The following is a 24,205-nucleotide window of genomic DNA, read 5'->3' on the forward strand; positions in this document are numbered from 1 at the left end:
ACGGGATTGCAACGGTTGTCCAGCCGTTCCTCGGGTAGCCGGGAGTAACTGACGTTTTGAAATCCCGCCGGAGTTGGCGATACTCACCAGCGACATTCTTGGTCGCCGCCGGTCAAGGAAGTGCAGCCCGAGGCCGCCACTTTCGAGCAGCACCCGTGACGACTCGACGCGAGCCGCGGCCGGCGGGTCAGACGACCAAAGTTAGGCGAGGGGTCAGGTAATGGTTGATCAACTCCAGCACGCAACCGAAGCGTTGCGCAAAGCGCTGGTGCAGGTCGAGCGCCTGAAGCGCACCAACCGCGCGCTGCTGGAACGATCGAGTGAGCCCATCGCCATCGTCGGAATGTCCTGCCGGTTTCCCGGTGGCGTCGATACTCCGGACGCGTTGTGGGAGATGGTCGCCGATGGCCGCGACGTCATCTCCGAATTCCCCACCGACCGGGGTTGGGAGGTGGGTGCGCTCTTCGACCCCGACCCCGACGCGGCGCACAAGACCTACGCCAACACCGGTGGCTTCGTGGACGGCGTCGCCGATTTCGACGCCGCGTTCTTCGGCATCGCGCCCAGCGAAGCCCTCGCGATGGACCCCCAGCACCGAATGCTGCTGGAACTCTCGTGGGAGGCCCTAGAGCGGGCCGGCATCGATCCGGGCGGGTTGCGGGGCAGCGCCACCGGAGTGTTCGCCGGCATCATCGCCCAGGGCTACGGAATGTTTGCTGAGGAGATCGAAGGCTACCGGCTGACCGGCATGACCTCCAGTGTCGCCTCCGGCCGGGTGTCCTACGTGCTGGGCCTGGAAGGCCCGGCGGTCTCGGTGGACACGGCGTGCTCGTCGTCGCTGGTGGCGTTGCACATGGCAGTGCAGTCGCTGCGATCGGGGGAGTGCGACCTGGCCCTGGCCGGCGGCGCGACGGTCAACGCCACGCCCACGGTCTTCGTCGAGTTCAGCCGGCACCGAGGCCTGGCGCCGGACGGCCGCTGCAAGGCCTATGCGGGAGCCGCCGACGGCGTCGGGTGGTCCGAAGGCGGCGCCATGCTCGTGGTGGAACGGCTCTCGGATGCGCAGCGGCTGGGCCACCCGGTGCTGGCCGTCGTGCGCGGTTCGGCGGTGAACCAGGACGGCGCCTCCAACGGGTTGACCGCGCCCAATGGCCCCTCGCAACAGCGGGTGGTGCGCGCGGCGCTGGCCAATGCGGGCTTGTCGACCACGGACGTGGACGTGGTCGAGGGGCACGGCACCGGCACCACGCTGGGCGACCCGATCGAGGCGCAGGCGCTGTTGGCGACCTACGGGCAGGGCAGGTCCGAGGCCGGCAAACAACCCCTGTGGCTGGGGTCGATCAAGTCGAACATGGGCCACACGCAGGCCGCCGCCGGCGTCGCCGGAGTGATCAAGATGGTGCAGGCGTTGCGCCACGAGGTGCTGCCGGCCACCCTGCACGTGGACCAGCCCAGCCCGCATGTGGACTGGTCGGCGGGTGCGGTCGCGTTGCTCACCGAGTCTCGACCGTGGCACGGCGAGTCGGCCGCACCGCGCCGCGCCGCGGTCTCGTCGTTCGGCATCAGCGGCACCAACGCGCACGTCATCGTCGAATCGGTGCAGGCACCGGCACCGCGCGAAGCCGGTCCGAAGCCGACCGTGGTGCCCTGGGCGCTTTCGGCGAAGTCGGCGACCGCGTTGCGTACCCAGGCGGCGCGACTGGCCGACTACGTCGGCGCCCGTGACGATCTGGACATCGCCGACGTCGGCTGGTCGCTGGCCGGCCGGTCGGTGTTCGACCACCGCGCCGTGGTGCTGGGCGGTGACCGGGACGCGTTGCTGGCCGGCTTGCGGGGGCTGGCTGCCGAAGACCCGGCAGCCCCCGTCATCAGCGGCGTCGCCCAGCCTGCCGGTAAGAATGTCTTCATCTTCCCCGGCCAGGGCTCCCAATGGGTAGGCATGGGTGTTGAATTACTGGACACCGCACCGGTTTTCGAGGAGCAGATGCAGGCTTGCGCCGAGGCCTTCAGCGAATTCGTCGACTGGTCGCTGACCGACGTGCTGCGCGGGGCGCCCGGTGCGCCCGGGCTGGATCGGGTGGACGTCGTGCAGCCGGTGTTGTTCGCGGTTATGGTGTCGCTGGCCGAACTGTGGCGGTCGGTCGGTGTGCGGCCCGACGCGGTCATCGGTCATTCTCAGGGCGAGATCGCGGCCGCGTACGTCGCCGGTGCGCTGTCGCTGCGCGACGCCGCCAAGGTGGTCACGCTGCGCAGCAAGCTGTTGACCGGGCTCGCCGGTCCCGGTGGCATGGTGTCCATCGGCTGGGGGCTCGAACAGGTGCGGGAACTGTTGGCGCCCTTCGCCGGTCGCGTGGACATCGCAGCGGTGAACGGGCCGTCGGCGGTGGTGGTGTCCGGTGAGGTCGCCGCGCTCGAGCAGCTGATCGCGCTGTGCACCGAACGTGAGCTTCGGGTACGCCGCATCGATGTCGACTACGCCTCGCACTCTGCAGAAGTCGAGGCGATCCGGGGTGAGCTCACCGCGGCCCTGACCGGCATCGAGCCCGCGTCGTCGCGTACCGCGTTCTTCTCGACGGTGACCGGAAATCGTTTGGACACAGGGGAATTGGATGCCGAGTACTGGTACCGCAATATCCGCCAGACCGTCCAGCTCGACCAGGCGGTGCGCAGTGCCTGCGCGGCCGGTTACCGGGTGTTCGTCGAATCGAGTCCGCACGCGGCGCTGATCGCCGCGGTCGAAGCCACCGTCATCGACGCACTCGACGGTGCTGCCGAACCGGTCGTGGTGCCCACCCTGGGTCGCGACGACGGGGGATTGGGCCGGTTCCTGACTTCGGCCGCTGCCGCCTATGTCGGCGGCGTGGCCGTGAACTGGCGCGGCGTGCTGCCCGGGGCGGGTTTCGTCGAACTGCCGACCTACGCCTTCGACAAGCGACGGTTCTGGCTGTCCAGCGAGGGCGCGGGCGCCGACGCCACCGGGCTGGGACTGTCCACCAGTGAGCATGCGCTGCTGCGGGCAGTAGTGGAGTTGCCCGCCTCGGGCGGCGTCGTCCTGACCGGCCGGCTCTCGCCCGCCGCGCAGGGCTGGTTGGCCGATCACGCCGTGTCCGGTTTGACGGTGTTTCCGGGTACCGGATTCGTGGAGTTGGCGATCCGCGCCGGCGACGAAGTCGGCTGCCCGGTGGTCGAAGAACTCACGCTGCGCTCGCCGTTGGTGATTCCGGCCGGCAATTCCGTTGCCGTGCAAGTGGTTGTCGGTGCCTTGGCTGAGGAGACCGGACAACGCAGCGTTTCGATCTACTCCCACGGTGACGTCGACGGCACCTGGGTGTGTCATGCCGAAGGCACGTTGAGTGCGGGCTCCGTCGAGCCCGGCGCCGACCTGACGGAGTGGCCGCCGGCCGGTGCGGTCGCGGTCGACGTGGCCGATGGCTACCAGCGTTTGGCGGAGCACGGCTACGGCTACGGGCCCGCGTTCCGCGGACTGAGCGCGTTGTGGGCGCGCGGCCCGGAGTTGTTCGCCGAAGTGCAGCTGCCCGAGGCGGCCGGTGGCACAGCGGGTTTCGGGGTGCATCCGGCGCTGCTCGATGCCGCCCTGCACGCGGCGGTGCTGGCCAAGCCGCCGGCCGGGCCGGAACCCGAAGTGGTGCTGCCGTTCTCCTGGCAGGGTGTGTCGTTGCACGCCGCGGGCGCCTCGACCGTTCGGGCGCGGATCGCGCCGGCCGGGCCGTCCTCGGTGTCGGTCGAATTGGCCGACGGGTTGGGGCTGCCGGTGCTGACGGTCACCGCCATGGCCGCCCGCCCGGTCACCGAGCAGCGATTGCGGGCGGCGGTCTCCGGCTCCGGCCCGGACCGGCTGTTCGAGCTGGCCTGGATTCCGGCCACGTCCACCGCCAGCGGCGCCGAGCCCGCCCACCGGATCCTCGAATCCGTGGCCACCGACGAAGACCCGGTGTCGGCGGCCTACGAGCGGACCCATCATGTGCTGGCCGCAGTCCAATCCTGGCTGACCGAGCAGGACACCGGCCTACTGGTGGTGGTCACCCATGGTGCGGTGGCGCTGCCGCAGGAGGACGTCACCGATCTGGCGGGCGCCGCCGTGTGGGGCCTGGTGCGCTCGGCGCAGACCGAGAACCCCGGACGGCTGGTGCTGGTGGATTCCGATGCGCCCGTTGACGATACGGCTGTGGCCGCGGCATTGGCGGTCGGCGAGCCGCAGGTGCTGCTGCGCGGCGGGCAGACCTACATTCCGCGGGTGCGCGCCAGCCGCGCAGTGGACGGCATCCTGGAACCGCCGGCCGGTGGGCCGTGGCGGCTGGGCCTCAGCAGCGCAGGCACTTTCGAGAACCTGCGGCTCGAACCGGTGCCCAACGCCGAAGCGCCGCTGCAGCCCGGCTACGTGCGGGTCGCGCTGCGTGCCATCGCGGCCAACTTCCGCGACATCATGATCTCGCTGGGCATGTTCACCCACGAAGCGCTGATCGGTGGTGAAGGCGCCGGTGTGGTGGTCGAGGTCGGGCCCGGCGTCACCGAATTCGCGGTCGGCGACTCGGTGTACGGATTCTTCCCCGACGGCAGCGGCACCTTGGTCCCCGGAGATGTCCGGTTGTTGCAGCCGATGCCGTCGGACTGGACCTACGCCGAGGCCGCCGCCATATCCGCGGTGTTCACCACCGCGTGGTTTGCGTTCGTGGAGTTGGCCGACGCCAAGCCCGGGCAGCGGGTGCTGATCCACGCGGCCGCGGGCGGTGTGGGCATGGCCGCCACTCAGCTGGCCCGGCACCTGGGCTTGGAGGTGTTCGCGACCGCCAGCAAGGGTAAGTGGGACACCTTGCGGGCCATGGGTTTTGACGACGACCACATCTCCGACTCGCGCAGCCTGGTGTTCGAGGACAAGTTCCGGGCCATCACCGGCCGCACCGGCACGGCCGGGATGGACATCGTGCTGGACTCGCTGGCCGGCGAATTCGTGGATGCCTCACTGCGATTGGTCAAACCCGGCGGGATCTTCCTCGAGATGGGCAAGACCGACATCCGCGACCCCGGTGTGATCGCCCAGGAATACCCCGGTGTGCACTACCGAGCGTTCGACCTGTTCGAGCCCGGCCGCCCTCGCATGCACCAGTACATGATCGACCTCGCCGAACTCTTCGACGCCGGCGTGCTGCGCCCACTGCCGGTGACGGCGTTCGACGTGCGACGGGCGCCGGCGGCGTTGCGCTACCTCAGCCAGGCGCGTCATATCGGCAAGGTCGTGCTGATGCTGCCCGACGCCTGGGCGCAGGGCACCGTGCTGATCTCCGGCGGCACCGGGATGGCGGGTTCGGCGCTGGCCCGGCACGTGGTGGCCGAACACGGCGTCCGCCATCTGCTGCTGCTCAGCCGGCGCGGCCCGGACGCGCCCGGGGCAGCAGAACTGAAAGCCGAGTTGCAGGCCGCAGGCGCCCAGGTGCAAGTGGTGGCCTGCGACGCCGCGGACCGTCCGGCGCTGGCCAAGGTGATCGCCGACATCCCGGTGCAGCGGCCACTGTCCGCGGTGATCCACGCGGCCGGTGTCCTCGACGACGCCGTGGTGACGTCACTGACCCCGCAGCGGGTGGACGCGGTGTTGCGGGCCAAGGTCGATGCGGCCTGGAACCTGCACGAGTTGACCCGCGACCTGGATGTGTCCGCGTTCGTGATGTTCTCGTCGATGGCCGGGCTGGTGGGCTCCTCGGGGCAGGCGAATTACTCGGCGGCCAACTGCTTCCTCGACGCCCTGGCCGCCCACCGGCGAGTGCACGGGCTGTCCGCGATGTCGTTGGGTTGGGGGCTGTGGGATCAGGCCAGCGCCATGACCGGTGGACTGGACGCCGCGGACCGGGCCCGGCTGGGTCGTGAAGGCGTGCTGGCGCTGTCCTCGCAGGAAGCGCTCGAACTCTTCGACACCGCGCTGATCGTCAACGAGCCGTTCCTGGCGCCGGCGCGGATCGACCTGTCCGCGTTGCGTGCCCACGCGGTGGCGGTGCCGCCGATGTTTCGCGAGCTGGTCAACGCGCCGATGCGGCGTCAGGTGGACGATACGCTGGCCGCCGCCAAGTCGAAATCGGCGCTCGCGCACCGACTGCACGGCCTGCCCGAAACTGAGCAGCACGCGATCCTGCTGAACCTGGTGCGATCGCACATCGCCACCGTGTTGGGCAACATCACGCCCGAAGCCGTCGATCCCGACAAGGCGTTCCAGGAGTTGGGGTTCGACTCGCTGACGGCCGTCGAAATGCGCAACCGACTCAAAACCGCCACCGGGCTGTCGCTTTCGCCCACGCTGATCTTCGACTACCCCACGCCCAACGGCCTGGCCTCCTACATGCGCACCGAACTCGCCGGTGTGCCGCAGGAGATCAGGTCGGTGCCCGCGGTGCGGGTCACCGGCGACGACCAGATCGCGATCGTGGGCATGTCGTGCCGCTACCCGGGTGGTGTCGATTCCCCGGAATCCTTGTGGGACATGCTGATTCAGGGCCGCGACGTGCTCTCGGACTTCCCGGCCGACCGCGGCTGGGACCTGGCCGGCCTGTACAACGAGGACCCCGACGTCGCCGGCACCTGCTACACGCGCACCGGCGGTTTCGTGGAGGGCGTGGCCGACTTCGATCCGGCGTTCTTCGGGATCACTCCGAGCGAGGCGCTGGCGATGGATCCCCAGCAGCGCATGTTCCTGGAATTGTCCTGGGAAGCGCTGGAGCGCGCCGGCATTGCACCAACGGCGTTGCGCGGCAGCGCGACCGGCGTGTTCGCCGGGGTGATGACCCAGGGTTATGGCTTCTCCGCGGGGGATGCGGTGGAAGGCTTCCGGCTGACCGGGCAGTCGTGCAGCGTGACCTCGGGCCGGGTGGCTTACGTGCTGGGCTTGGGAGGGCCCGGCGGTGTCGGTGGACACGGCGTGTTCGTCGTCGTTGGTGGCGTTGCACATGGCGGCGCAATCGCTGCGGTCCGGGGAGTGCGACCTGGCCCTGACCGGCGGTGTCACCGTCAACGCCACACCGGACATCTTCGTGGAGTTCAGCCGCATGCGCGGCCTGGCCGCCGACGGCCGGTGCAAGGCGTTCGCCGGCGCGGCCGACGGCACCGGGTTCGCCGAAGGCGGCGGAATGCTGGTGCTGGAGCGGCTTTCCGACGCGCGGCGGCTGGGACACCCGGTGTTGGCCGTGGTGCGGGGGTCGGCGATCAACCAGGACGGCGCCTCGAACGGGTTGACCGCGCCCAACGGCCCGTCCCAGCAGCGGGTGGTGCGGGCGGCGCTGGCCAATGCCGGGTTGTCGGCGGCCGAGGTGGACGCCGTCGAGGGCCACGGCACCGGCACCACGCTCGGCGACCCGATCGAGGCGCAGGCCTTGCTGGCCACCTACGGTCAAGGTCGCACCCAACCGCTGTGGCTGGGGTCGATCAAGTCGAACATGGGTCACACCCAGGCCGCGGCCGGTGTGGCGGGCGTGATCAAGATGGTGCAGGCGATGCGCCACGAAATGCTGCCGCCCACACTGCATGTGGACGCACCCAGCCCGCACGTGGATTGGTCCACCGGGTCGGTGGCGCTGCTCACCGAACCTCAGTCGTGGCCCGAGCAGGGACAGCCCCGCCGCGCCGGGGTGTCGTCGTTCGGCATCAGCGGCACCAACGCCCACGTGATCATCGAATCGGCGCCGGCTCCGCCGCGGGTCGAGAAGACCGACACGAATACCACACCGCTGCCGTGGGTTGTCTCGGCCAAGTCGGCCTCCGCGTTGCGCGACCAGGCGACCCGGCTGGCCGAATACATCGGCACTCGTGACGAATTGGACTCCGCCGACATCGCCTGGTCATTGGCGGGCCGGTCGGCTTTCGAGCATCGTGCCGTCGTGGTCGGCTCCGACCGGGACACCCTGCTGGCCGGACTCGAGGGGCTGGCGGCCGAGGATCCGGGGGCCGCCGTGTTCCGCGGCGTCGCCCAGCCCGGCGGCAAGACCGTTTTCGTCTTCCCCGGTCAAGGTGCCCAATTGCTGGGCATGGGAATGGGATTGCACGCCACCTATCCGGTGTTCGCCGAGGCGTTCGATGCCGCGGTCACCGAGTTGGACCGTCATCTGCTGCGTCCGTTGCGCGAGGTGATGTGGGGGCCGGAGCAAAACCTGTTGGACACCACCGAATTCGCCCAGCCGGCGCTGTTCGCCGTCGAGGTAGCGCTGTTCCGGTTGCTGGAATCCTGGGGTGTGCAGCCCGATTTCGTGATGGGTCATTCGGTCGGTGAGCTGTCGGCGGCACATGTCGCGGGCGTGCTGTCGCTGGAGAACGCCGCTGTCCTGGTGGCGGCCCGTGGCCGATTCATGCAGCGCCTCGACCCCGGCGGCGCGATGTTCGCCGTGCAGGCCACCGAAGCCGAGATCGGGCCGCTGCTGGGGCCCGAGGTCAGCATCGCCGCCGTCAACGGCCCCGCCTCGGTGGTCATTTCAGGTGCCGAGCGTTCCGTGCAGGCGATGGCCGACCGGCTGCGCGCCGAGGGGAGGCGGGTGCACCGGCTCGCGGTGTCGCACGCCTTCCATTCCCCGTTGATGGATCCCATGGTGGACGAGTTCGGTGCGGTTGCCACCGCACTTCCGGTCGGCCAGCCCATCATTCCGGTCATCTCGAACCTGACCGGGCAGCTCGCCGGGGACGATTTCGGGTCGGCCGCGTACTGGAAGCGACACGTCCGGGAAGCGGTGCGTTTCGCCGACAGTATCCGCTTCGCCCACTCCGCCGGGGCGAGCAGATTCGTCGAGGTCGGCCCCAGCGGCCTGATCGCCGCGATCGAGGAGTCGCTGCCCGACGCCCCGGATCTTTCGGCTATCTGCACGCTGCGCAAGGACCGGCCCGAGCCTGCCACGCTGACCGAAGCGGCGGCCCAGGCGTTCGTCGCGGGTGTGCAACTGGACTGGCAGGCGGTACTGGGGCACGGCACCGTCGTCGATTTGCCGACCTATGCCTTCCAGCGGCGCCGGTTCTGGCTGGCCAACGGCTCCGGCACCGTCGATGCCACCGGCCTGGGCCTGACGGCCGGCGAGCATGCGCTGCTGGGCGCCGTGGTCGAGCTGCCCGCTTCGGGTGGGGTGGTGCTGACGGGCCGGCTCTCTGCGGTGGCGCAGGGCTGGTTGCGCGACCACGCCGTCGGTGGCGTGGTGATCTTCCCCGGAGCGGGCTTCGTCGAGTTGGCGATCCGCGCCGGCGACGAGGTGGGTTGCTCGGTGGTCGACGAACTCACCCTGGCCGCGCCGCTGATCGTGCCCGAAACCGGTTCGGTGGCAGTGCAAGTCGTCGTCGACGCCGCCGACGAGTCCGGTGCCCGCGCCGTCTCGGTGTTCTCCCGCGCCGATGGCACGTCGGGCTGGCTCCTGCATGCCGAAGGGTCGGTGAGCTGTGCGGCCGCCCCACCCGGCGCCGATCTGTCGTCCTGGCCACCGGTGGGCGCCCAGCCCGTGGAGATCGCCGGAACCTACGAGCGGCTGGCCGAGCACGGCTACGGCTACGGCCCGGCCTTCCAGGGCCTGACCGCCATGTGGCGGCGCGGCGACGAGTTGTTCGCCGAAGTCACGCTGCCGGCGACGCCCGGGCTGTCGCCGAGCGGATTCGGCGTCCACCCGGTGGTGTTGGATGCGGCGTTGCATGCCCTCATCGTCGGCGGTTCGGCCGGTCGTGCCCTCGACACCGGTGACGGCGTGCTGGTCCCGTTCGCCTGGCAGGGCGTGTCCCTGCATGCCGCGGGCGCCTCCGCGGTCCGGGCGCGCATCACCCCGACCGGACCCTCGTCGGTGTCGGTGGAACTGACTGACGCGCTGGGGTTGCCGGTGCTGTCGGTGGCCTCGATGGTGGCCCGGCCGGTGACCGAGAAGCAGCTGCGGGCGGCGATAACCGGTTCCGGTGGCGACCGGCTCTTCGAGGTGGACTGGGCCCCGGCGCCGACACCCGGCCAGTCCGTCACCCCGCCTTTCCAGCTCTTCGAGTCCGAGCCAGTCCCCGGCGACACCCTGGCGAGCGTGTATACCGCCACCCACCGGGCATTGCCGGCCTTACAGTCGTGGCTGGCCGAGCACGACTCGGGTGTGCTGCTGGTCGTCACCCGGGGAGCCGTCGCGCTGCCCGGTGAGGACGTCACCGATCTGGCCGGTGCCGCGGTATGGGGATTGGTGCGCTCGGCGCAGACCGAGCACCCTGGCCGAATCGTGCTGGTGGACAGCGATGTTCGGATTTCCGAGGAAGAAGCCGCCGCCGTGCTGGCGGTCGGTGAGCCCCAGGTGGTGCTGCGCAACGGCACTATCCACATCGCGCGGGTGCACGGCAGTCGCGCGGTACGGGCGCTGCTGACCCCGCCCGCCGAGGGCGCCTGGCGGCTGGGCATGAGCACCCCGGGCACCTTCGAAAACCTGCGCGCCGAACCGATTCCCGGCCTGCCCGACCCGTTGGGCACTCGACAGGTACGGATCGCCACCAGTGCGATGGCCGCCAACTTCCGCGACGTGATGATCGCGCTGGGGCTCTACCCCGACGAGAACGCCGCAATGGGTGTCGAGGCGTCCGGAACGGTGATCGAAACAGCGGATGACGCAAACCGTTTCACGAACGGGGACCGGGTCACCGGCCTGTTCCCGGAGGGCACCGGCACCGTCGCCACCACCGACGAGCGGCTGCTGATCAAGGTTCCGGCGGGTTGGTCGGACGTCGACGCCGCCACCGCGCCGGTCGTGTTCGCGACCGCCTACTACGCGCTGAAGGTGCTGGCCGATATCCAGCCGGGCCAGCGACTGTTGGTGCATGCCGCGGCCGGTGGTGTGGGCATGGCCGCGGTGCAGTTAGCCCGGCACTGGGGAGTCGAGGTCTTCGCCACCGCCAGCAAGGGTAAGTGGGACACCTTGCGGGCCTTGGGTTTCGATGATGATCACATCGCCGATTCGCGCAGCGTCGAGTTCGAGGACAAATTCCGGCTGGCCACCGCCGGGGCCGGTGTGACCGGGATGGACGTCGTGCTGGACTCGCTGTCCGGCGAGTTCGTCGACGCCTCGTTGCGGCTGGTCGCCCCGGGTGGGATCTTCCTGGAGATGGGCAAGACCGACATCCGCGACGCGGAGACCGTGACCCGGCACCACCCCGGGGTGCGCTACCGCGCGTTCGACCTTTTCGAGGCCGGCCCCGACCACATCCAGCGCATGCTCACCGAACTGGCCGACCTTTTCGAAGCCGGGGTGCTGCATCCGTTGCCGGTCACCACGTTCGACGTGCGCCGGGCTCCCGCGGCGTTGCGCTACCTGAGCCAGGCCCGCCACGTCGGCAAGGTCGTCATGACCATGGACTCCCACCTGGACAGCGGCACGATCCTGATCACCGGTGGCACCGGGATGGCGGGTTCGGCGCTGGCAAGGCATCTGGTGGCCCAACACCACGCGCCCCGGCTGCTGTTGCTCAGTCGCCGCGGACCCGACGCGCCTGGCGCGGCCGAGTTGACCGCGGAGTTGACCGCGGCCGGTGCCGACGTGCGCGTGGTCGCCTGCGACGCGGCCGACCGGGAAGCCCTGGCCCGGGTGATCGCCGACATCCCGGCGGCGCATCCGCTCTCGGCGGTGGTGCATGCGGCGGGAACCCTCGACGACGCGGTGGTGACTTCGCTGACCCCGGAGCGGGTGGACGCGGCGCTGCGGGCCAAGGTCGATGCGGCCTGGAACCTGCACGAGTTGACTCGCGACGTGAAACTGGCTGCGTTCGTGTTGTTCTCGTCGATCGCGGGTCTGGCCGGCGCTTCCGGGCAGGCGAACTACGCGGCCGGAAACTCGTTCCTGGACGCGCTGGCAGCCCACCGGCACGCCCACGGTCTGCCCGCGGTCTCGCTCGGCTGGGGGCTGTGGGACCAGGCCAGCAGCATGACCGGGGGGCTGGGCAAAGCCGATCTGGCCCGGTTCGCCCGCGACGGCATCGTGGCCATGTCCTCCGGCGAGGCGCTCGACCTGTTGGACACCGCCCTGCTCGTCGACGAGCCGTTCCTGCTGCCCGCCCACATCGACCTGGTCGCGTTGCGCGCCAAGTTCGATGCGGGCACGTTGCCGCCGATGTTCGTCGATCTGATCAACGCGCCGGCCCGCCGTCAGGTGGACGACTCGCTGGCCGCCGCGAAGTCGAAATCCGCCTTGCTGCAACGCTTGGACGGCCTGCCCGAGGATGAGCAGCACGCCGTCCTGCTGGACCTGGTGCGCTCGCACATCGCCACCGTGCTGGGCAGCGGTACGCCGGAATCCATTCCGCCGGACCGGGCGTTCCAGGAGTTGGGCTTCGACTCGCTGACGGCCGTCGAGATGCGTAACCGGCTCAAGGCTGCCACCGGACTGCCACTGTCGCCGACGCTGATCTTCGACTACCCGAACTCGGCGGCGCTGGCCGGCTACTTCCACCAGGAGCTGTTGGGCGCCGAACAGCAAGTGGCGCAACCTGTTGCACCCGGCGAAGAGGAACTGCGGCGTGTCGTGGCATCCATTCCGGTCAAGCGCCTGCGCCAGGCGGGCGTGCTGGATCTGTTGCTGGCCTTGGCCAACGACGGCGAGCGCGACGGAGCCCCGGAGACACCGGCCGAGTCGGTGAAAGACATCGCGGACATGGACCTCGACGACTTGGTCAACGCGGCATTCATGGACGACGACGAATAGTGGTCGGCCAGTGAGAATCGCCGTCACCGGGGCCAGCGGAGTGCTTGGCCGCGGCCTGGTGGCCAGGCTGCTCAGCCAGGGCCACGAAGTCACCGGATTGGCCCGGCATCGCCCCGCAAGCTGGCCCAGCGCAGCGGAATTCATGTCCGCCGACATTCGGGATGCCGACGCGGTGACCCGCGCCTTCTGCGGTGCCGACGCCGTCGCACATCTGGTGCCGGATCCCGCGGGAACCGCCAATGTCCTTCGGGCAATGTCGGATTCGGGATCTCCGCGCATCGTGTTCGCATCCTGTGCGCTGGTTTATGGTGCGACGGACGGGCCGGTCACCGAGGACGCCCCACTGAGTCCGACGACCCACGACGGTCGGGTGCACGCCGAGGTCGAGAAGATGCTCGCCGAGGCCGCCGCGCACTGGGTCGCGATCCGGCTGCCGCTGGTGGTCGGCCGCGGGGTCGACAATCGGTTGCGCGCGCAGGTGGCACTGCCGGTGCTTGCCGTCGATGACGCCGGTCGCCGCATCCAGGTCGTCCACACCGACGACGTGCTGCGACTCCTGAATCGCGCTATCGTTGAGACTGAAATACCAAGTGGCCCAATCAATCTGGCGGTAACAGGAACATTGAGCTACCGGCAGCTGGCCGCCGCGTTGGGCCGGCGCGCGGTAGCGGTCGGACCCAGGTCCGCGGCCTTGCTGGGCCGATCGGTGCTGCAGAGCGCCGCACCCATGGACACCGCGCGGCTGCGCGACGGCTGGGGGTTCACCCCCGCCTGGACCGCTCCGGAGTGCCTCGAAGACTTCGCGCTCGCGGTGCGGGGACGGGTGACGCTGGGTGGCCATGTGGTGGACCTGCCGTGGCGGCTGGCGCCAGTCCAGGACCTGCCCGCCATCGACAGCCCGGCCGAAGACGGCGTCGTCCCCCGATTGGCCGGGCCACCGGGCGTCAACGGCGAATTCGACACCCCGATCGACCCGCGTTTCCCGACCTTTTTGGCCACCAACCTCTCCGAGGCGCTGCCCGGCCCGTTCACCCCGTCCTCGGCGTCGGTGACGGTGCGGGGTCTGCGGGCCGCCGGTGTGGCCATCGCGGAGCGACTGCGGCCCGGCGGGGCGGTGCAGCGCGAGATCGCGCTGCGCACCGTCGCGGTATTCGCCCACCGGCTCTACGGCGCGATCACCTCGGCGCACTTCATGGCCGAAACCGTGCCGTTCGCCAAGCCATCGGCGATCGTCCGCAACAGCGGATATTTCGGCCCGAGCATGGCCTCGCTGCCGGTCTTCGGCGAGCAGCGTCCGCTGTCGGAATCCGGCCGGGTCCGACGGCAGTTGCGCACCATCCGGAACATCGGCGTGTTCGGCGTCAACCTGGTGGGATTGAGCGCGGCGTCGTCGCTGGACACCCGCGACTATGTGGCCGACGTCGACCGTCTGGAACGGCTGGCCGGTGCCGACTTCACCGAGTTGGACGATAACCGGTTGCTCAGCCTTATCACCCTGGCGCGTGACCACGTGGTGCACGGCTGGGTGCTGGCCGGTGCCGGGTCGTTCATGCTGTGCGCGGCGTTCAACGTGCTGCTGCGCGGCCTGTGCGGACGCGACACCTCGACGCCGGCCGGGCCGGACCTGGTCAGCGCGCGCTCGGTCGAAGCGGTTCAGCGACTGGTGGCCGCCGCGCGCCGCGACCCGACCGTGTTGCGGGTGCTCGCCGAACCCGGTGACCGCCTGGACAAGCTGGCCGTCGAAGCCCCGGAGTTCCGTGCTGCGGTGCTGGCCGAGCTCGCGTTGATGGGTCACCGCGGACCGGCCGAGGTCGAGATGCTGTCGACCAGCTACGCCGACGACCCCGAATTGCTGGTCCGCATGGTCACCAAAGCGCTGGACGCGCCGCCGCAGCCCGAGCCGACACACCTGCCGATTCCGCTGAGGGCCAAACCCGTTGCGCTGCTTGCGGTTCGGCAGCTGCGCGACCGGGAGGTCCGTCGCGACCGGATGGTGCGTGCGATCTGGGTGCTGCGCGGGCTGTTACGCGAGTACGGCCGCCGACAGACCGCGGCGGGCGTGTTCGGATCGGCTGACGATGCGTTCTACTTGTTGGTCGACGAACTGGATGCATTGCCGCCCAACGTATCTGAGCTGGTGGCCAGGCGCCGAGCCGAGCAGCGCCGCTTGGTGGGCATCGTTCCCCCCACCGTGTTCAACGGCACCTGGGAGCCGACGACGACCTCGACGCCGGCGCTGGCCGGTGGGGACATGTTGCGCGGCGTCGGGGTTTGCGGCGGCCGGGTCCGCGGCCGGGTGCGGATCGTGCGTCCGGAAACCATCGACGACCTGCAAGCGGGTGAGGTGCTGGTCGCCGAGGTCACCGACGTCGGCTACACCGCCGCATTCTGCTATGCGGCGGCGGTGGTCACCGAACTCGGCGGGCCGATGTCGCACGCCGCCGTGGTGGCCCGCGAGTTCGGGTTCCCCTGTGTCGTCGACGTGCAGGACGCCACCCGCGCGCTGCGGACGGGCGCGCTGGTCGAGGTGGACGGCGCGACAGGCGAAATCCGGGTGCTGGCGCCCTGATCGGGCTACTCTGTGCTGCACGTTCGCCCGGAGGTGACCCATGTTCGCGACGCCCGAGGCAATCGCCGCCGCCGCAGCGCAATTGAGCGATATCGGCTCAGCAGTCAACGCCGCCAACGCATTCGCCGACACCGCCATCACGCAGATCCGCACCGCGGCCGCCGATGAAGTGTCGGCGGCGATCGCCGCGGTGTTCGGCCGCCACGCGCTGGAATATCAAGCGCTCAGCGCGCACGCGGAGGAGTTTCACGCCGACTTCACGCGGGCACTGGCCGCGGCCGCCGGCAGCTACACCCTGACCGAGGCCGCGAGCGCGGCCGCGCTGCCGGCGCCGTTGAACGATCTGCTCAATCTCGTCAACGCGCCGTTCCAGCTCATCTTGGGCCGGCCGCTGATCGGTAACGGCGCCGACGGCGCGGCCGGGACCGGAGCCGACGGCGGCGCGGGCGGCCTGTTGTTCGGCAACGGCGGTGCGGGTGGCTCCGGCGGCGGCGCCCACCCGGCCGGCGGCCGGGGTGGTGCGGCCGGGTTGTTCGGCAACGGCGGGCCCGGCGGCGCGGGATCTGCTGGGGCGGTGGGCGGTTCCGGCGGCAACGGCGGTTGGTTGTTCGGCAACGGCGGCATCGGCGGCGTCGGCGGCGCTGCCCCGGCCGGCATCGGCGGACTCGGCGGTGCCGGTGGGCAGGCGATTCTGCTCGGCGCCGGCGGTTCCGGTGGCGCCGGTGGCCTGGTGCCGCCGGCGGCGGCGGTGGCGGGGCCGGAGGCTGGGGTGGGCTGCTGGCGGGAAACGGCGGCGCCGGCGGCTCGGGCGGGCAGGCGACGGCAGCGGCCTCACCGCTGACCGGGGGGGGGGTCGGCGGGTCCGGCGGCAACGCCTGGCTCATCGGTGACGGCGGCGCCGGCGGACACGGCGGCGCGGCAGCGGCCACCTCGGCCACCGGTGGCCTCGGTGGTTCAGGGGCGCCGGCGGTGGCGGCGGCCTGCTGGTCGGCAACGGCGGTAGCGGCGGCGGTGGCGGAACCAGCGCAGCGGGCGGCATCGGTGGCGCCGGGGGATCGGTGGCAGCGCCAGGTTCATCGGCGCCGGTGGTGCCGGTGGTGGCGGCGGGCTCGGCGGTGGCCACTTCAGCGAGGGCGGCGGCGCCGGCGGCAGCGGCGGAGCCGGGGTTTCCTGTTCGGTAACGGCGGTGCCGGCGGGTCGGGCGGCGACGCGCTGTCCCAGGCGACCGGTGCCGGCGGCAACGGCGGGGCCGGGGTGCTGCCGGTGCGGCCTGGCTGTTCGGTGACGGCGGGGTCGGTGGTGCCGGGGCGCCGGGGCAGCGGCTGCGGGTGCCGGTGACGCGGGGGTGCCGGGGCGCCGGGCGGTCGCGGCGGGTCCGGGGGCTACCTGTTCGGCAATGGCGGCGGCGGTGGCCGCGGTGGTGTCGGCGGGTCAGCCGCCTTGGGCGCGGGCGGGGCGGGCGGGCCCGGCGGGGCCGGTGGGTCGGCCACCCTGATCGGCGACGGCGGCGACGGCGGGTCCGGCGCGGGCGGGGAGCGGGCACCTCGGTGGGTGCCGGCGGCGCCGCCGGGGCGGGGGACCGGCGGGTTGCTGTTCGGCAGCGACGGCAGCTCCGGCGCGGCGGGCTAAGCCGAAAAGCTCAGAGCAGCAAGCTGTTGGCTTCCAAACCGGATCGCAACGAGCTCTTCGGCGCTGTCACGGGCAGTTGAAGGCCACGCCCACGCCGTCGGGCGGTGGCACCGATCGCAGGCATCCGAACGGCTCGACCCCGTGGGGCTGAACCGGACCGCCGACTGGTGCGCGTAGTTCACGCAGAACAACCCGGCTTGGTCTGCGCGGCACCGGAAGTCGCCGAACGCCAGCGAATCGCCGAGGGCCAACTCGGCTCCGGTGCCGGCCAGGAACGGACCCGGGTCGGCGCGCGCAGAGCCGACCTGCAAATCGGTGCCGTCGAAGTCGACCCAGCCGCCCTTCCACTCGCCGTAGGCGGTGTCCGGTCGCGGCGGCGGACTGCCCAGTTCGACCAGACAGGACAGCAAACCGGCGGTGTGTTTGGCGTCTGTCGTGCATCGAGTTTTGCTGGCGGGGCGCTGAACGCGATGTCGGCGTCGAGCTTGTAACGGCGGGGTCGGCGGGGTGGGCTGCTTCGATCCAGGCGATGACGGCGGCGATCGGCGCGCCGGAGGCCGGTGCGGATGCCGCCGTTGAGGGTTTGCTGCTCGACGGGCTGGTCGGGGCGGCCGAGGACGGTTGACCGCTGCTGGTCTGGGGCTGCCCGGTGCCGCCGACGGTGTGCGAGCAGCCGACGACCAGCATCGGGATGGCGACCAGCGCGGCTATCCGCATGAGGTCAGGCTAGCCGCCGTGCAGCGGATTCGGGCGCTGCGCGCGCCGCGTGTGCGTCCAGTCCGCTACCGTCGATTCATGCATGAGCGCATCGTCCGCGCCCGTACAACCGCCGGCATCGTCGAAGGCTTCACCCGCGACGGCGTGCACCGCTGGCGATCCATCCCGTACGCCAGGCCGCCGGTCGGCCCGCTGCGTTACCGGGCCCCGCAACCGGCGCAGCCCTGGTCCGGGGTCCGGCACTGCCACGGATTCACCAACTGCGCACCCCAGCAGCGCCGCTACACCCTGCTCGGCATCGGCAGGTATCAGCCGATGAGTGAGGACTGTCTGACCCTCAACGTGGTGGCCCCGGAGAAAAGGGGCGACGAACCGCTGCCGGTGATGGTGTTCATCCATGGCGGTGGGTACATCCTGGGCAGCTCCGCCACCCCGATTTACGACGGCGCCGCCCTGGCCCGCCGCGGTTGTGTCTACGTGTCGGTGAACTACCGGCTGGGCGCACTGGGTTGTCTGGACCTGTCGTCGTTGTCCACCCCGGACGTCACCATCGACAGCAACCTGTATCTGCGTGACCTGGTCCTGGCGTTGCGCTGGGTTAGGGACAACATCGCCAACTTCGGCGGCGACCCGGACAACGTGACCATCTTCGGGGAGAGCGCCGGCGCACACATCACGGCCACCCTGCTGGCGGTGCCCGAGGCGGCCGGTCTGTTCCACCGGGCCATCGCCGAGAGTCCGGCGGCCGGTATGACGCGGTCCCGCGAGGTCGCCGCCGAGTTCGCCACCCGTTTCGCCCATCTGCTCGGGGCCCGCCGCCAGGATGCGGCCACCGCGGTGATGCGAGCGTCGGCGGCCCAACTCGTTGACACCCAACACCGACTGCTCGAGCAGGGCATGCAGCAACGGCTGGGCGCCTTCCCCATCGGGCCGGTGTTCGGTGACGACGTGGTGCCCACCGACCCGGTCGAGGCGATGCGCTCCGGCCAGGCGCACCGGGTGCCGCTGATCGTAGGCACCAACGCCGACGAAGGACGACTTTTCACCCGTTTCCTGGGCATGCTGCCGACCAACGAGAAGATGGTCGAGGAGCTGCTCGCCGACCTGGAACCGACCGCGCGCGAACGCATTACCGCCGCCTACCCGGACTATCCGAAGCGATCGGCATGCATCCAGCTGGGCGGGGACTTCGCGTTCTGCACCGCGGCCTGGCAGATCGCCGACGCACACGGCCAACATGCGCCCACCTACTTGTACCGTTACGACTTCGCACCGCGCACCCTGCAATGGTCCGGTTTCGGAGCGACGCACGCGATGGAGTTGTTGGCGGTCTTCGACGTCTACCGCACCCGGCTCGGAGCGCTGCTCACCGCGGCGGCCGACCGGCATCATGCGCTGCGGGTCAGCAACGAGATACAACGCCGGTGGCGTTCGTTCAGTCGCACCGGCTTGCCCGGCGACGACTGGCCCATGCACTCGCACCCCGAACGCGCCGTGCTGGTGTTCGACCGCAAGACCCGCGTCGAGTTCGATCCGCATCAACATCGCAGGCTGGCCTGGGACGGCTTCTCCCTGGCGCAGTGACCTGGCACGCTGTCCCTCATGGCACCTGAAACCGGCGAACACACCGACCACGCCATCGAGCGACCCGCCGACCTGACCGCCGACTGGCTGAGTGCGAGACTCGGCGCCGGCACCGTCGCCGAATTCACCAGCGAGCGCATCGGCACCGGACAGATGAGCGAGTGCTACCGGATCCGGCTGACCTATTCCGCGGGCTCGGGCCCGGCATCGGTGGTCCTCAAGGTCGCCGCGACCGATCCGGTGAGCCGTCAAACCGGGCTGGCGTTGGGCCTCTACGAGCGCGAAGTCCGGTTCTATCAGGACATCGCACCTCGACTCGACGGTGCGGTGGCGCCCTGTTACCACGCCGCCATCGACACCACCACCGGCGTGTTCGACGTGTTGCTCGCAGACGCCGCTCCGGCCGCCGTCGGTGACGAAATCGCCGGTGCGACAACCGAACACGCTGCTCTGGCGGTCGGCGAGCTGGGCCGGCTGCACGGACCGCTGCTGGGCGACCAGACGCTGGCGGACTCGCCGTGGCTCAACCGGGATACGCCGGTCAGCCAGGCGATGATCTCGGCGTTGTACGCCGACTTCGTCAACCGCTATGGCGACCAGATCGCCCCGGAACACCGGGTCGTGTGTGAACGTCTGGTGGAAGCGTTCGACGGGTACCTGGCCCAGGAGGCGGCCCGCGGCGGACCGCAGGGGCTGATGCACGGCGACTTCCGGCTGGACAATCTGCTCTTCGGCGACCCCGGTGCGGACCGCGCGCTCACGGTGGTCGACTGGCAGACCGTCTCCTGGGGTCCGGCGTTCACCGACCTGGCTTACTTCCTGGGTTGCGCGGTGCCGACTCAACAGCGCCGCGCCCACTACGACACGCTGCTGCGGACGTACCACAAGGCGTTGGGGCCGGGTGCTCCGGTCAGCCTCGACGACGTCCGCGAGGGGGTGCGCCGGCAGAGCTTCTTCGGCGTCATGATGGCGATCGTCTCGTCGATGTTGGTGGAGCGCACCGAACGTGGTGATCGGCTGTTCATGACCATGCTGCAACGGCACTGCGCCCACGTGCTGGACATCGACGCGTTGGCGACGCTGCCGGCCGCGGCGACACCCGAACCGCTGCGGCCCACCACCGACGACGAGCTTGCGCACACCGCCACCGACGAGCCGCTGTGGAGCGAGAGCTGGTACGCCGATTTCGTCGACGCCGCGGCGGGAGTGGGCGGCTGGTTCCGTCTCGGCCGGATCCCCAACGAGCAGACGGCGCTGATCCACGTTTTGGTGTGCGGTCCCGGCCGACCGACCGTTGCCGTCGACTGCAAAGTGCCGCTGCCGCAAGACCCTTGGACCGCGGAGGCCGATGACATCCGACTCGCCCACGCGGCCGGCGAGCCGCTGCAGACCTATCGGGTGGACCTGCGCGGGCAAGGCCAGGCGTACTCGGACCCGTCGGCTCTGCTGCGGGGCGAACCGGGGGAGCCGGTTGAGGTCGCGCTGAACCTCGTCTGGTGCACCGACGGAACCCCGTACAAATATCGGCTGACCACCCGATACGAAATCCCGTGCACCGTTTCGGGCACCGTCACCGTCGACCGGTCCAGCTACCAACTTCAGTCGGTGCCCGGGCAGCGCGATCACTCGTGGGGGGTACGCGACTGGTGGAGCATGGATTGGATGTGGTGCGCACTGCATCTCGACGACGGAACGCACCTGCACGGTCTGAGCCTGCAGATCCCCGACACGCCGTCGATCAGCATCGGCTACACCCAGGACGCCGCCGGCGACATCGGTGAACTGACCCAGGTGAGCATCCGAAAAGTGTTCAGCGCCAACGGTTTACCAGAAGACACCACGCTGGAGCTGGAGCCGGGATCGGTCACCGCCCAGGTCGCCGTCCGCGCACACGGGCCGGTGCGGTTGGTTGCGGTCGACGGACGGGTGAGCCAGTTTCCGCGCGCTTGGGTCGACATCGCCACCACCGACGGTCGCACCGGGGTCGGATGGATGGAATGGAATCGCAGCCAGGTCGACCAGGGTTGAGTCGAGCGCCCATCGTGGTGATGGGCGTCTCCGGATCGGGCAAGTCGACCGTCGGCGCCGTGCTCGCGCAGCGGCTGGGGATGCCGTTTCTGGACGCCGACACCCTGCATCCACCGGCGAACGTCGCCAAGATGTCCGCGGGGGAACCGCTGACCGACGACGACCGGTTCGGCTGGCTGGACCGGGTCGGGCAGTGGCTGGCCACTCAGCGCGGGGTGGTGAGCTGCTCGGCGCTCAAGCGGCGCTACCGGGACCAACTCCGCGGCCACCGCCCGTCGGTGCGGTTTCTGCACCTGAGTGCGCCGCCCGGCGTCATCGCAGCGCGGCTGGCCGCCCGACCGGATCACTTCATGCCGGCGACCCTGCTGCAGTCGCAGCTCGACACCCTCGAACCGCTGGACGCCGACGAGCGCGGGGTCGAAGTGGACGTCGGCAGCCTCGGCGTCGACGCGGTCGTCGACGCCTATCTGGCTAGCGCTTCCAACGCTTGCGGCGGCTGGTGAGTTCGTCGTCGAACCGGTCGCGGGCCGTCTCGGCGAGCTCGTTGCCACGGGCCACCGCCGTGTCCGCGAGTCGCGCGCCACGGTGTCGCGCGGTCTCGGCGAATTCCGCGCCGCGCTCGAGTGCGGTGTCGGCCAGCTTCTCCCCGCGGTGCCGCGCGGTTTCGGCGAATTCGGCGCCGCGCTCGAGAGCGGTGTCAGCCAGCTTTTCGCCGCGCTTGCGGGCCTTCTTGGCGTACGGGGCGCTCTTCTCGACGGCGGTGCTGGCCAGTTCTTCGCCGCGCTTGCGGGCCTTCTTGGCATACGGGGCGCTCTTCTCCGCCGCGGTGCTGGCCAGTTCCCGGCCACGCTCCAGCGCGGCTTCGGCATAGGGGGCGCTCTTCTCGGCTGCGGTGCTGGCCAGCTCGCGGCCGCGCTCGGCGCCGACCTGCAGGCCGTGCACGATCTTCTCGCCCAACTCCGAGTCGTTGCCCGACACCCGTTCGGAGAGCCGCTCGGCCGCCCGCCGGCCTCGCCAGCCCAGCGACGGCTTGCCCGCCGTGTCGGCCGACGCGATGATCAGGCCACCGAGCAGACTGATGTCGCCCAAGAACGCCCGCCGCTTCTCGGCTTTGCGCTCCGGGTCGGGTTCGGCCCAAAACATATGCGAGCCAAGGTTGCCCGGGATCACCGTCAACGCCAGCGCCGCCGAGGCCACCCGGGGCAGCCGGCCGGCGGCCAGCAGCACCCCGCCGCCGATCTGGACAGCGGCGTTGATCTGAGCGAACTTCTCGGCGTCGGCCGGGATGCTCCCGCTCACCGAATCCGGCAGCGCCTGCAACCCGTCGACGGTCGGTTGCGCGGCTTGAGCTGCGGGTTTGGGGTTGAGTAAGGCCTCCACTCCCTGGCCGATGAAGACAGCTGACAACATGGGTCGAGCGATTCTGCGGATCAACATGGGCGCTGTGTTCCCCGGCCGGCCCGCATACAAACGCCCCGGCGATAGGGTGTACGGCGTGCGGGCGCTGATCATCGTCGACATGCAGAACGACTTCTGCGAAGGCGGTCCGGTGCCGGTCGCCGGCGCCCACGCGCTGGCGACATCGATCAGCGATTACCTGGCCCGTCAACCGGGTTACGCCCATATCGTGGCCACCCAGGACTTCCACATCGACCCGGGCGACCACTTCTCCGACCGCCCTGATTTCGCCACCTCGTGGCCACCGCACTGCCGCGCCGGCAGCCTGGGGGCAGGCTTCGACCCCGGTCTGGACACCAGTGCCATCGAGGCGGTCTTCCACAAGGGCGCCTACTCCGCGGGGTACAGCGGTTTCGAGGGCGTCGACGACCACGGCACCGCGCTGCTGCAGTGGCTGCGTCAGCGCGACGTCGACGCGGTCGACGTGGTCGGTGTCGCGACCGAGCACTGCGTCCGGCACACCGCAATGGACGCGGCGCGTGCCGGCCTGGCCACCCGCGTGCTGCTGCACCTGACAGCCGGGGTGGCGGCGGATTCGACCGACCGTGTGTTATCCGAAATGCGCTCCGCCAGTATCGAATTGATCGGAAGTCGGCCATGACGGCAACGAACCGGGATGAGCTGCTGGCCGCGGTGGAGCGCTCGCCGCGGGCGGTCGCCGCGCACGACCGCGACGCCTGGGTCCAGGTGTTCACCGCCGACGGCAGGGTGGAGGACCCGGTCGGGTCGAGCCCCCACCTCGGGCACGACCAGATCTACCGCTTCTATGACACCTTCATCGGTCCGCGCGAGATCAAATTCCACCGCGACCTCGACATCGTCAACGGCCGGTCGGTGTTGCGCGACCTCGAGCTCGAGGTGGCGATGGGCACCGCGGTGACGATGTACATTCCGGCCATCCTGCGGTACGACCTGCGGGAAGCCCACGGTCAGTGGCAGGTCGAGCGGCTACGGGCGTACTGGGAGTTGCCGGCGATGATGCTGCAGTTCCTCAAGACCGGACCGCGGGCACTGACACCGGGTGTGGCGCTTGCCAAGGGGTTGCTGGGCAACCAGGGTCCCCGCGGCACGTTCGGCTTCATGACCGGGTTCCGCCGCGCCGGCGCACGGCACAAGAACCTCGTCGAGAATTTCCTGCGTGCGGTCGGCGGTGGTGACACCGATGCCGTCCTGCGGGCATTGTCGCCAAGTGCCCCAATAACTTTGGGTGAGCATGATCCGCTCGACGTGACCGAGCTGATCGAGCAGATCCGCGGCACCCGGTGGACCAAGATTATCGGCGCGGGATCCACCGTCGCGGCGTCCGTCACCTCCGACCACGGCCGCGGCATACTGTTCGCCGAGGTGCCCTGGCGCGGCCACCGGATCAACGCAATCCGTTACTTCCCAGCCTGATTCAGCTCGTCACCAACAGCGCCGGCGATGCCCCCGAGAGCAACGGGCAGGCACCGGCGACCGCGATGTTGGACGGGGCACCCGCATGCAGCCCGAATGAGTGCGCGGGTATCGCAGCGATACCACAGCCGCATCGGCTATGAAG

General features: G+C 70.3%; 8 protein-coding genes and 3 pseudogenes. 9 read left to right on the forward strand and 2 right to left on the reverse strand.

The features are described from left to right. The first annotated feature begins 220 nt into the window (after positions 1 to 220). From L6444_RS31115 to L6444_RS13225, 4 genes and pseudogenes are all read left to right on the forward strand, one after another. Positions 221 to 12,680: pseudogene (locus tag L6444_RS31115) on the forward strand (type I polyketide synthase). A 10-nt stretch (positions 12,681 to 12,690) separates the two neighbouring features. After that, entirely contained in the window at positions 12,691 to 15,249 is a 2,559-nt protein-coding gene (locus L6444_RS13205) for a PEP-utilizing enzyme (protein ID WP_236983189.1), read from the forward strand. Positions 15,250 to 15,289: 40 nt separating this feature from the next. Continuing rightward, positions 15,290 to 16,366: pseudogene (locus L6444_RS30620) on the forward strand (PE family protein); the annotation flags it as partial. A gap of 323 nt (positions 16,367 to 16,689) precedes the next feature. Continuing rightward, positions 16,690 to 16,878 carry a hypothetical protein gene (locus L6444_RS13225; RefSeq protein ID WP_236983191.1) on the forward strand — a complete coding sequence of 63 codons (189 nt, stop codon included), beginning with the start codon at positions 16,690 to 16,692 and terminating at the stop codon, positions 16,876 to 16,878. A gap of 66 nt (positions 16,879 to 16,944) precedes the next feature. On the opposite strand, the pseudogene L6444_RS13230 reads toward L6444_RS13225, so the two are convergent. Continuing rightward, positions 16,945 to 17,595: pseudogene (locus tag L6444_RS13230) on the reverse strand (hypothetical protein). 78 nt (positions 17,596 to 17,673) lie between these two features. Between L6444_RS13230 and L6444_RS13235 the strand changes: the two are divergent. Genes L6444_RS13235 through L6444_RS13245 form a run of 3 tightly spaced genes read left to right on the forward strand, consistent with a single transcriptional unit; the run spans position 17,674 to position 21,710 of the window. Next, positions 17,674 to 19,179 (forward strand): carboxylesterase/lipase family protein, encoded by a 1,506-nt coding sequence (locus L6444_RS13235; protein WP_236983193.1) that lies wholly within the window; start codon positions 17,674 to 17,676, stop codon positions 19,177 to 19,179. A gap of 18 nt (positions 19,180 to 19,197) precedes the next feature. Next, positions 19,198 to 21,207: an ecdysteroid 22-kinase family protein gene (locus L6444_RS13240; protein WP_236983195.1), complete on the forward strand. Its 2,010-nt coding sequence runs from the start codon at positions 19,198 to 19,200 to the stop codon at positions 21,205 to 21,207. Then, positions 21,177 to 21,710 (forward strand): gluconokinase, encoded by a 534-nt coding sequence (locus tag L6444_RS13245; protein ID WP_370652835.1) that lies wholly within the window; start codon positions 21,177 to 21,179, stop codon positions 21,708 to 21,710. Before L6444_RS13240 ends, L6444_RS13245 begins: the two co-directional genes overlap by 31 nt. Here the strand turns inward: L6444_RS13245 and L6444_RS13250 are convergent. Beyond that, entirely contained in the window at positions 21,679 to 22,644 is a 966-nt protein-coding gene (locus L6444_RS13250) for a DoxX family protein (protein WP_236983196.1), read from the reverse strand. The genes L6444_RS13245 and L6444_RS13250 overlap by 32 nt on opposite strands. On the opposite strand from L6444_RS13250, the gene L6444_RS13255 reads away from it, so the two are divergent. Further along, the gene (locus L6444_RS13255) at positions 22,643 to 23,266 is read left to right on the forward strand and encodes an isochorismatase family protein (RefSeq protein WP_289624949.1); all 624 of its coding nucleotides are present in this window, start codon (positions 22,643 to 22,645) and stop codon (positions 23,264 to 23,266) included. The genes L6444_RS13250 and L6444_RS13255 overlap by 2 nt on opposite strands. Then, entirely contained in the window at positions 23,263 to 24,060 is a 798-nt protein-coding gene (locus L6444_RS13260) for a nuclear transport factor 2 family protein (protein WP_236983197.1), read from the forward strand. The genes L6444_RS13255 and L6444_RS13260 overlap by 4 nt, the downstream gene beginning before the upstream one ends. Positions 24,061 to 24,205: the final 145 nt, after the last annotated feature.

The sequence above is a fragment of the Mycobacterium kiyosense genome (assembly GCA_021654635.1).
Lineage (GTDB): Bacteria > Actinomycetota > Actinomycetes > Mycobacteriales > Mycobacteriaceae > Mycobacterium > Mycobacterium kiyosense.